Raw genomic sequence first — 10,567 nt, 5'->3', positions numbered from 1 at the left:
CGAGTTCGGCGGCGAGGTCGGCGTAGCGAATCGCCGACGGCCCCATGTCGACGCCGCGTCGGTCCGAGCCGTAGTCCATCGGTGCGCCGATGACGTGGACGGTCTTGGGCATACCAGCCGGTACGGCGAGCGGCCCTAAGTGCGTCCGGTTCCGCGGGCGTCAGTCCCGGTACGGTTCGGCGACGCGCTCGACGCCCTCCTCGAAGGAGATCTGGGGCTCCCAGCCGGTCGCTTCCCTGATTTTGGAGATGTCCGCGCACGTGTCGTGGACGTAGTTCTCCAGTGGGACGGGCTCGTACTCGGGCTCGACGTCCGTGCCGAGCGCGTCGTTGATGAGCTCCACCATCTCGTTGAACGAGTACGGGTCGCCCGTGCCGAGGTTGTAGACGCCCGCGAGCTCGTGCTCGGCGGTCGTCACCAGCCCCCGCACGATGTCGTCGACGTGCGTGAAGTCCCGGGTCTGGGTGCCGTCGCCCCACAGCACGGGGGACTCGCCGTTCGCGATCTTCTCGGTGAACTGGGAGACGGTGTTGGCGTACTCGCCCTTGTGGGCCTCGTTGCCGCCGTAGCCCTGGTAGACGGAGAAGAAGCGCATCCCGGCACAGGAGAGGTCGTCGTAGAAGTTGTTGTAGTACTCCGCGTAGCGCTCGCGGCCGAGCATGGAGGCGTCGTAGCCGGTCGCCGCCTCTAAGTCCATGTCTTCGGGACTCGGTTCGGTGCGGCTGCCGTACGCCGACGACGTGGAGGCGTAGACGACGGTGTCGCAGCCGTCCGCGCGGGCCTGTTCGACGACGTTCACGAACCCCTCGATGTTGACGCGGGCGCCCTCCCGGGGGTTCTCCTCGAGCATCTGGCGGCTGGAGAGCGCCGCGAGGTGGTAGACGACGTCGACGCCCTCGGTCGGGAGGTCGTCGTCGAGCACGTCCGCCTCGACGTACTCGACGGCGTCGTCGAGGTTCTCGGGCGTCCCGAGGTAGCCGTTGTCGAGCGCGACGACGTCGTTGTCCGCGGCGAGGTGGTTCGCGAGGTTCGACCCGATGAACCCCGCGCCACCGGTGACGAGAACGCGGTTTCCGTCCATGGGCGTGGATTGGGAGTCGGGGCGTAAAACCTACCGTTTCGCCGGCGAACCGAGTCTCCCCATCGGGGGATTTATGGAAAACACCGGCGAACCCAGTCGTATGTCATCGATTGAACTGACCTCCAGCCAGAAGACGATACTGCGCGCGCTCGTAGACCTCTACACCGAGCGCGAGCAGGCCGTCAAAGGCGAGGACATCGCCGAGGAGGTCGACCGGAACCCGGGCACCATCCGGAACCAGATGCAGAGCCTGAAAGCGCTCCAGCTCGTCGAGGGCGTCCCCGGGCCGAAGGGCGGCTACAAGCCGACCGTCAACGCCTACGAGGCGCTGGAGATCCAGCAGCTGGACACGACCGCGGAGGTCCCCGTCCGCCACGACGGCGAGCTGCTCGACGACGCGAACGTCGAGGAGATCGGGCTGACGAGCGTCCACCACCCCGAGCTCTGCCGCGCCGAAATCCACATGCGGGGGTCGATTCGGGAGTTCCACGAGGGCGACAGCGTCACCGTCGGACCGACGCCGCTGTCGAAGCTCGTCATCGAGGGGACGCTGGACGGCAAAGACGACACCGCGAACATTCTCATCCTGAAGATCGACTCGATGCGCGCGCCCGCCGAGGAACCCGAGCACTGACGAGCGGCGTTTCAAAGCCTTTGTATCACCGGGTCACGCACGTTCCGGTATGACAACCAGAGTCGTCGTTCTCGGTGCCGGGTACGCCGGCGCCGGCGCCGTGTCGAAGCTCGAAGACGAACTCGGCCCCGACGCGGAGCTGGTCTGGGTCTCCGAGACCGACTACCACCTCGTCCTCCACGAGGCCCACCGCGTCATCCGCGACCCGGGCGCGAGGACAAGATCACAATTCCCGTCGGCGACATCAAGTCCCGCGGGACGGAGTTCGTCCACGACGCGGTCGTCGACGTCGACACCGACGAGCGCACGGTCGAACTCGACGAGGGCGACGACCTCGACTACGACTACCTGCTGGTCGGCATCGGCTCCGAGACCGCGACCTACGGCATCGAGGGCATGGGCGAACACCCCCACACGCTGAAGAGCCTCGACGACGCCCTCGACGTCCACGAGGACGTCAAGGCGGCCGCGAAGGACGCGACCCGCGACGACCCCGCGACGGTGGTCGTCGGCGGCGCCGGCCTCTCGGGCATCCAGAGCGCGGGCGAGGTCGCGGAGTTCCGCGACCGCCACAACGCCCCCATCGACGTCGTGCTCGTGGAGGCGCTCCCCGAGATCTTCCCGCCGGGCGACAGCGAGATTCAGGGCGCGCTCCGCCACCGCCTCGAGGAGCGCGACATCGAGATCCTCACCGACGACCCCATCACGGCGGCGACCGCCGACCACATCGAGTTCGACGAGCGCGAGGACCTCGCGTACGACGTGTTCCTCTGGACGGGCGGCGTCACCGGCCCGAGCGAGCTCGCGGACGTCGACCTCGACGCCGAGCACAACCGCCTGCAGGCGTCCTCGAACCTCCAGACCGGGGACGAGCGCGTGTTCGCGGTCGGGGACTGCTCGCTGGTCGACCAGGGCGACGACGAGGTCGCGCCACCGACCGCGCAGGCCGCCTGGCAGGCCGCCGACGTCGCCGCCGAGAACGTCGCCCGCGCCATCGACGACCGCCCGCTGCGCACGTGGACGTACGACGACCAGGGGACGCTGGTCTCCATCGGCGAGACCGCCATCGCCCACGACGTCGAAGTGAACGGCGTCGCCGCGCCCGTGCGGACGTTCAACAGCACGCCCGCGAAGCTCCTGAAGAAGGGCGCTGCCGCGCGCTGGATCGCGAAGATCACGTCGTGGTCGCGCGCGATGAAGGCGTGGGACGCGCTGTAACGCGAACCGACCGCACGAACGCTTCTCGCCGAACGTTGAAGGGAGTGCGCTCCGTCTCCAGCGGCGTGCTCGCAGAACTCGTCTGGTACGGCTTCGCCCTCCTCGCTGCCGTCGCGGTCATCGCCGTCGGCTCGTACGTCGGGACGATGCGCGCGCTCGACCGCTTCCACGCCGGCAAAGAGAGTATCTTCCGCTCGGAGGAGTCCCGGGAGGACTAGCCGCCCGAACTCAGTCGAGGCTCAGGCCGGCGTGCCACTGGTCGACGCCCGCCTCGGCCTTCTTCTGGTCCATCCTCGCGAGCAGGTGGACCGCGAGGCTCGCGGTCTCGGCGGCGGTGGACTCGCCCTCGGTGAGGAACTCGCCGGTCTCGCGGTTCGCGAACACCGAGCAGACGGCGCCCGCGCGGAGGTCGTAGACGTTCGCGAGCGTGAGGATGGCCGACGCCTCCATCTCGACGTTGGCGACGTTCGCGTCCTTCAGTTCCTGGATGAGGTCGTCGCTGCCGGCGGCCTCGAACCCCTCGAAGCCGGGCCGGCCCTGCCCCGCGTAGAAGGAGTCCGAGCTCATCGTGAGGCCGACGTGGTAGTCGTTGTCGAGGCGTTCGGCGGCGGCGACGAGCGCGGCGACGACCTCGTGGTCGGCGACCGCGGGGTAGTCCTCGCGGACGTACTCGTCGCTGGTGCCCTCCTGTCGGACCGCGCCCTTGGTGATGACGAGGTCGCCGGGCTCCATCTCCGCCTGGAGCGCGCCGCAGGAGCCGACGCGGATGAACGTGTCTACGCCGATGCGCGCGAGCTCCTCGACGGCGATGGCCGCGGAGGGCGAGCCGATGCCCGTGGACGTCACGGAGATGGGCGTGCCCTCGTAGCTGCCGGTGGCGGTGCGGTACTCGCGGTGGTGGGCGACCTCGGAGGCGTCGTCCCACAGCGGCGTGACTTTCTCGAGGCGCTCGGGGTTGCCGGGGAGCAACACGGCGTCCGCGACGTCCCCCGGAGCGAGTTCGACGTGATACTGGACCTCGTCGTTGGGGTCCTCGCTGTCGCCGGGCATGCCACCGCGTTGGCCGGCGACGGGCAAAGTGTCTTCGTGTTGCCGGCCGGCTAGTGACCGAGCATCTCGGGCGTGATGGTGTTCGGGATGAGCTCGCCGACCGTGTACCGCTCGAAGCCGTCGCCGGTGTCGCAGAGCACGGGCACGTCGTCGTCGCAGAACTCCGCGAGCGTCTGCCGGCACATCCCACAGGGCGTGACGGCGTCGCGGGCCTCGGAGGTGACGACGACCGTCGCGAACTCGCGGTGGCCGTCCCGGACCGCCGACCCGACCGCGACCTCCTCGGCGTGGAGGCTGTTCGAGAAGTTCGCGTTCTCGACGTTCGTTCCGACGTACACCTCGCCGTCGGCGGTCTCGATGGCGGCGCCCACGGGGTACTCCGAGTACGGGACGTAGGCTTCCTCTAGGGCGTCGCGAGCGGCGGCGAGCAGGTCGTCGTCGTCCATACCCACCGGTTCGAGCAGCCGCGACAAAAAGACCGCGCGTTCGGCCTACTCGTCCTCGCCGGACTCGTAGTGCTCGCCCGCGGCCGACGGCAGCCGCGTGCGGCCGAACAGCGCGAGCACGACGATGACCGTGACGTACGGGATGGTCCGCACCAGCTCCGTCGGGACCTGGAAGACGTCGCGCGCCTGCAGCGTGAGCTGGGTGGCGTCAAGGCCCGCGAACAGCATCGTGGAGCCGAGCGCGCCGACCGGGTGGTAGTTCCCGAAGAGGTACGCCACGATGGCGATGAACCCCTTGCCGTTGACCATCGTCGGGCCGTTCCCGGTGAACTGGCCGATGCCGAGCGCGAGCGCGGCGCCGCCGACGCCCGCGAGCACGCCCGACAGCAGGACGGCCACGTACCGGACGCGGTGGACGCTCACGCCCGCGGTGTCCAGCGCCTTCGGGTTCTCGCCGCTGGCTTCGACCCACCGCCCGAACGCGGTGCGGTGGAGTGCGTACCACGACAGCACGACCGCCAGCAGCATCAGGTAGACGGGCGGGCTGGCGTCGAACAGCGCGCCGAAGAACGGCAGCTCGGCGGGCGCGACGCCGACGACCGGCAGCGGGACCGTGACCGCGTCCGAGAGGAACGGAATCCCCATCTCGGGGAGCGTCGGGAAGGTGTCGACGCTCGTGGTGTTCTTCGAGCCGTAGACGACCGACGAGAGGAACGGCGCGAGGCCGAGCGCGATGAGCCACACCGCCAGCCCCGCGATGATCTGGTCGGCGCGGAACTCGATGCAGACGACCGCGAACAGGCCCGCGAGCAGCGTGCTCGCGACGACGCCGCCGAGCAGGCCGTACCAGACGCTGCCGGTGACGTCGGTCGTCCAGATGCCGGTGAACGCGGCGATGATGAGCAGCCCCTCGAGGCCGATGTTGATGACGCCGCTCTTCTCCGCGAAGATGCCCCCGAGCGCGGCGAACGCGATGGGCACGGAGAGCCGCAGCGTCGCGGCGAGCGTGGAGCTGTCGGTCAGCACGTGGAACAGCCGGCCGGCGTTCGACTGCGGCGCGACGACGCCGGCGGCGACGAGGCCGAGGACGGCGGCCAGCGCCACCGCGATGACGGCCTGCTGGACGCGCCCGCGGTCGGCGAACAGCCAGTCGTACGTGTAGGCGGCGACGCTGCGGTCCGGGCCGCCGGGCAGCCAGTCACTCATCGCTCCCACCTCCGGTGGCGCCGTCGGCGGTGACCGGCTCGCCGGGCCGGTCGAACGAGCCGAACTTCTTGCCCATCATCCGGAAGAACTCCGGCATCGCGACGAAGAGGATGATGAGCCCGCGGAGCACGCCGACGAGCGTCGGCGGGACGTCCGAGCCGACCTGCACGACGATGGAGCCGCTCTTGAGGACGCCGAAGAGGAACGCCGCGAAGCCGACGCCGAGCGGGTTGTTGCCGGCGAGGATGGAGACGGTGATGCCGTCGAAGCCGTAGTCCGGGACGCCGGTCTGGAAGTTCCCGAGCACCATCAGCACGTAGACGGCGCCGCCGACGCCGGCGAGCGCGCCCGACAGCGTCATGCTGGAGACGATGGTGCGGTCGGCGTCGACGCCGCCGTACTCGGCGGCGTCCGGCTGGAGGCCGCTCGTCCGGAGGTCGTAGCCGAACGGCGTGTGCTGGAGGAGGTACCAGGTACCGACGAGCACGACGAGCGCGAACGCGAGCGCGAGCACGGAGACGTCGTCCCGCGGCCGGAAGAGGAACGAGGGGAACAGCGCGACGTCGGGCAGCGGGACCGTCTGGCTCGCGAAGCTCTCGGGGTCCTTGAAGTAGTCCTCGCGGGAGACTAGGAACAGCGCGATGGAGGTGGCGACGAAGTTCAGCATGATGGTGGTGATGACCTCGTTGGCGTCCGCGTACGCCTTCAGCGCGCCCGGGATGGCGGCGAACGCGCCGCCGGCGACCCCGCCGAGCAGGAGGCCCAGCGGGAGCAGGACGGCAGTGGCGAGCACGCCGAGGCCGGCCAGCGGCGGCGCGAGGAACGTGAGCACGACGCCCGTGGTGAGCGCGCCGACGACGAGCTGGCCCTGCACGCCGATGTTGAAGATGTCCGCGCGGAACGCCACCGCGACGGCGACCCCGGTGAACATCAGAATCGTGGTCTCCGCGATGGTGGTGGCGAACTGGCTGTTCAGGGGGTTGCTCAGGACGTCCCCGAGCGCGCCGAGGAACAGCAGGTCGTACACCGCGAACGGGTCGTAACAGAACCCCATCGCGAACACGGAGCCGCCGCCGACGAACTGCGTGACGAACTGCCCGGGGACGGCGATGGTGTACGCGGCGGTCGAGCAGTCGGTCATCCGGCCGGCGCCGAGGATGATGAGCGCGCCGATGAACACCGACAGCAGGAGCGCGGAGGCGCTGATGAGGAACCGCTCGAACGCGGACGCGCGGACGAGGCGCCCGAGCAGGTCGCGGGCGCGGTCGGCGGCGCTCACTGCGCCACCCCCTCGGCGTCGCGCTCGCTACGCGGCTCGTACCGCTCCGGGTACTCGCCGGCCATCAGGAGGCCGAGCTCCTCCTCGGTGATCTCGTCGGGGTCGACGACCGCCATCACGTCGCCGTCGTGCATGACGGCGAGGCGGTCCGAGAGCCCCTGCACTTCGTCGAGCTTCGAGGAGACGAGGAAGACGCCCCGCCCCTCGTCCCGGAGTTCCAGCAGGCGGTCGTGGATGAACTCCTGGGAGCCGATGTCGACGCCCCGCGTCGGGTGCGTGGCGACGACGAGCCGCGGGTCGCGCTCGAACTCGCGGCCGACGATGAACTTCTGCTGGTTGCCGCCGGACAGCGACACCGCTTCGGTGTCCGCGTTCGGCGGCCGGACGTCGTAGTCCGCGACGACGCCCTCGGCGTGCTCGCGGGCGGCCGTCCAGTCGATGGTGGGGCCGGCCGCGAACGGCGCGTTGTGCTGGCTGCCGAGGATGCCGTTCTCCACGAGGTCGAAGTCCATCACGAGCCCGCGCTCCTGGCGGTCCTCGGGGATGTACGCCATCCCGCCGTCGATGCGCTCGCGGCGGCTGGCGTCGGTGACGTCCTCGCCGTCGAACTCGACGGTCCCCGCCTCGGGCTCGCGGAGGCCCGTAATCGCCTCCACGAGTTCGGCCTGGCCGTTGCCGTCGACGCCGGCGACGCCGAACACTTCGCCCTCGCGGACGGCGAACGAGACGTCCGTGACCGCAGGGACGTCGCGGTCGTCGCGCACGGAGAGGTCCTCGACGTCGAGGACGGTGTCGCCGACGGACGGCGGCGTCGACTCCACCTCGAGGACGACCTCGCGGCCGACCATCAGCTCCGCGAGCTCCTCGCGGGTGGTCTCGTCGGCGTCGACGGTGCCGACGTTCTCCCCGTCGCGGAGCACGGTGATGTCGTCGGCGGCCTGCATCGCCTCGCCGAGCTTGTGCGTGATGAAGATGACCGTCTTCCCCTGGTCGGTGAGCTCGTCGAGCACGTCGAAGAGGTCCTCGACCTCCTGGGGGGTGAGCACGGCGGTCGGCTCGTCGAGGATGAGCACGTCCGCGCCGCGGTACAGCGCCTTCAGAATCTCGACGCGCTGCTGGACGCCGACGCTGACCTCGGCGACGGTCTTGTCCGGGTCGACGTCGAACCCGTAGCGCTCGCTGAGTTCGACGACCTCCCGGCGCGCGGCCTCGCGGTCGACGGCGAGCCCGCCCCACTTCCGGGGCTCGTTGCCGAGCGCGATGTTCTCCGCGACCGTCATCGTGTCCACGAGCATGAAGTGCTGGTGGATCATGCCGACGCCGGCGTCGATGGCGTCCCGCGGCGAGTCGAACTGGCGCTCCTCGCCGTCGACGACGATGCGCCCGGAGTTCGGCTGGTAGAGGCCGTAGAGGACGTTCATCAGGGTTGTCTTCCCGGCGCCGTTCTCGCCGAGCAGCGCGTGGACGGAGCCGCGCTCGACCGGCAGGTCGACCTCGTCGTTCGCGACGACGCCCGGGAATCGTTTCGTGATGGCTTCGAGTCGGACGGCCGTATCCGTTTGCGTCATTTCGTGCAGAATGTTGTGAAGCGAGCGGGGTCCCGCCGGTTAGACTTCGGAGGGGTCCTGCGGGACGGAGGTCTCCCCGTCCATGATGCTCTGGCGCGCCTCGCTGACGGCCGTCTTGACGTCCTCGGGGATCTCGTCACCGAGCTGCTGGCCGTAGACGCAGGCGACGCCGTCGTCGTCGAGGCCGAGCGTGGTCGTGTCGCCGCCCTGGAAGTTGTCGTTGACCGTCGCCTCGACGGCGTTGTAGACGGCGGTGTCGACGCGCTTGACCATGCTCGCGAGGATGACGTTCGCGTAGCTGTCCTTCGTCACCGACTGGTCGCGGTCGACGCCGATGGCGAACCGCTCCTGATCCTGTGCGGCCTGGAAGACGCCGGTCCCGGTGTTGCCGGCGGCGTGGAAGACGATGTCCGAGCCGGAGTTGTACATCGAGTTGGCGGCCTCCTGTCCCGCGGTGGTGTCGTTGAAGCTGCGACGTACGTCGTCTGGACGTCGATGTCGTCGTTGGTCGCCTTCACGCCCGCGGTGAAGCCGGCCTCGAACTTCTGGATGAGCGAGCTCTCGACGCCGCCGATGAAGCCGACGTTCGTGGAGTCGGACTGCGTGGAGCCGGCGCCCGCGCTGAAGCTCATCGACGTGAGGTGTGCGGCGAGCACGCCGACGAGGTACGAGCCCTCGTGCTCGCGGAAGACGTAGCTGCCGACGTTCGGCTCGTCGACGGTGCTGTCGACGATCTGGAAGTTCTGCTCGGGGTAGTTCGCGGCGGTCTCCGAGAGGGAGTCCGCCTGCAGGAACCCGATGCAGGAGACGAGGTCGTAGTCGGGGTCGGTCGAGCCCGCGTACTGCTGCTGGTAGTCGCTGAACTGCGCGACCTCGTCCGGCTGGGACTCGCTGTACTCGACGTCGAAGTCCTCGGCCGCCTGCTGGATGCCCGTCTGGGCCTGGTCGTTGAACGACCCGTCGCCGAGGCCGCCGGTCGCGTACACCATCCCGACGTGAGTCGCGTCGGACCCGTCGGAGGTCGTCCCCTCGGCGTCGTCCGTGGTGCCGGTGGAGCCGTCGGTCGTCTCGCCGTCGCCGTCGCCGGAGGGGCCGCCCGTACAGCCCGCCACGCCGGCGAGCCCGGCCGCGCCGATGCCTGCGGTCGCCTTGATGAAGTCCCGCCTGTCGAAGTTGGACATACTTGCGTCTAACGAGACGTTCGTACGGCCATAAAGCCGTCGTTTGTGGAGGAAACCGGCAAAACGTGGGCTCGTTGTCAGGCCGCCGCGACCGCGTCCTCGACGACGCCCGCGACCGACTCCACGAGCTCGTCGACGTCGTCGCTCTCGGCGTACACGCGGACGTACGGCTCGGTGCCGCTCGGGCGGACGAGCGTCCACGACGCGTCCGGGAACTCCAGCCGGACGCCGTACTCGGTGTCGACGTCGGCGTCCGGGAACGCGGCGGGCAGGTCCTCGGCGAGCTGGGCCATCACCGCCTCCTTCGCGTCGTCCGCGCAGTCGACGCTGACCTTCCGGTACGGGCGCTCGGTGACGGGGTCGCGCAGCGCCCCGAGGCCGCCGGCGTCCGCGACCAGCCGCGAGAGCACCGCGGCCGACGCCACGCCGTCGATCCAGCCGCCGAACGCGGTGTGGACGTGCTTCCACGGCTCCGCCGCGAACACGACGTCCCCGCCGTCCGCGCGGGCCGCGGCGATGCCCTCGTGGAGCGCGCCGAGGCGGACGCGCTCGACCCGGCCGCCCGCGTCGGCGACGCGCTCGTCGATGCGCGCGGAGGCGTTCGGCGTCGTGACGACCACGGGGTCGTCGGCGTCGCTGGCGCGCGCGTAGTGCTCGGCGAGCACAGCGACGACGGTGTCCTCGTGGACGACGTCGCCGTCGCCGTCGACGAGGACGATGCGGTCGGCGTCGCCGTCGTGCGCGATGCCGAACGCGGCGTCGCCCTCGGCGACGAACTCCATCAGGTCGCCGATGGTCTCGGGCATCGGTTTGCTCGGCCGGCCGGGGAAGTGGCCGGTCGACGTTCCCGTTCAGCGTCGATCGACGTCGGCGCCGAGTTCCCGCAGCACCTGCGGCGTCGCCA

The 10,567-nt window shown here is 70.0% G+C and carries 9 protein-coding genes and 3 pseudogenes; 3 read left to right on the top strand and 9 right to left on the bottom strand.

Features of this window, described 5'->3' with window-relative positions; genetic code table 11:
* Together GJ634_RS11755 and GJ634_RS11750 are read right to left on the bottom strand one after the other, a co-directional pair.
* Positions 1-112, bottom strand: a 112-nt coding sequence (locus GJ634_RS11755) for an arginase family protein (protein ID WP_197425505.1), incomplete at its 3' end; no start/stop codon positions are given.
* A gap of 48 nt (positions 113-160) precedes the next feature.
* Entirely contained in the window at positions 161-1,081 is a 921-nt protein-coding gene (locus GJ634_RS11750; protein WP_157502946.1) for an NAD-dependent epimerase/dehydratase family protein, read from the bottom strand.
* Between the two features lie 100 nt (positions 1,082-1,181).
* Here GJ634_RS11750 and GJ634_RS11745 point away from each other — a divergent pair, with 100 nt between their 5' ends.
* The 3 genes and pseudogenes from GJ634_RS11745 (at position 1,182) to GJ634_RS11735 (ending at position 3,151) form a co-directional block, all read left to right on the top strand.
* A complete protein-coding gene (locus GJ634_RS11745; RefSeq protein WP_157502945.1) occupies positions 1,182-1,715 on the top strand; it encodes an Rrf2 family transcriptional regulator in 534 nt (177 codons plus the stop codon).
* 49 nt (positions 1,716-1,764) lie between these two features.
* Positions 1,765-2,933, top strand: a pseudogene (locus GJ634_RS11740) (NAD(P)/FAD-dependent oxidoreductase).
* A 65-nt stretch (positions 2,934-2,998) separates the two neighbouring features.
* Entirely contained in the window at positions 2,999-3,151 is a 153-nt protein-coding gene (locus tag GJ634_RS11735; protein WP_157502944.1) for a hypothetical protein, read from the top strand.
* Between the two features lie 10 nt (positions 3,152-3,161).
* On the opposite strand, the gene GJ634_RS11730 is transcribed toward GJ634_RS11735, so the two are convergent.
* From GJ634_RS11730 to GJ634_RS11700, 7 genes and pseudogenes are all read right to left on the bottom strand, one after another.
* Positions 3,162-3,983, bottom strand: coding sequence for a nucleoside phosphorylase (locus GJ634_RS11730; RefSeq protein ID WP_157502943.1), 822 nt, complete (start codon positions 3,981-3,983; stop codon positions 3,162-3,164).
* Between the two features lie 50 nt (positions 3,984-4,033).
* Positions 4,034-4,429 carry a cytidine deaminase gene (gene cdd / locus GJ634_RS11725; RefSeq protein WP_157502942.1) on the bottom strand — a complete coding sequence of 132 codons (396 nt, stop codon included), beginning with the start codon at positions 4,427-4,429 and terminating at the stop codon, positions 4,034-4,036.
* Between the two features lie 45 nt (positions 4,430-4,474).
* Positions 4,475-5,635 carry an ABC transporter permease gene (locus tag GJ634_RS11720; protein ID WP_157502941.1) on the bottom strand — a complete coding sequence of 387 codons (1,161 nt, stop codon included), beginning with the start codon at positions 5,633-5,635 and terminating at the stop codon, positions 4,475-4,477.
* Complete coding sequence (locus GJ634_RS11715; RefSeq protein WP_331714139.1) at positions 5,628-6,914, bottom strand: ABC transporter permease; 1,287 nt, start codon at positions 6,912-6,914, stop codon at positions 5,628-5,630. The genes GJ634_RS11720 and GJ634_RS11715 overlap by 8 nt, the downstream gene beginning before the upstream one ends.
* Positions 6,911-8,482: an ABC transporter ATP-binding protein gene (locus GJ634_RS11710; protein ID WP_157502940.1), complete on the bottom strand. Its 1,572-nt coding sequence runs from the start codon at positions 8,480-8,482 to the stop codon at positions 6,911-6,913. Before GJ634_RS11710 ends, GJ634_RS11715 begins: the two co-directional genes overlap by 4 nt.
* A gap of 39 nt (positions 8,483-8,521) precedes the next feature.
* Positions 8,522-9,663: pseudogene (locus GJ634_RS16985) on the bottom strand (BMP family protein).
* 77 nt (positions 9,664-9,740) lie between these two features.
* Positions 9,741-10,567, bottom strand: a pseudogene (locus GJ634_RS11700) (phosphomannomutase); the annotation flags it as partial.

Source organism: Halobacterium sp. CBA1126, from assembly GCF_009741975.1.
Classification (GTDB): domain Archaea; phylum Halobacteriota; class Halobacteria; order Halobacteriales; family Halobacteriaceae; genus Halobacterium.
This window is presented reverse-complemented; position numbering and strand designations above follow the sequence as displayed.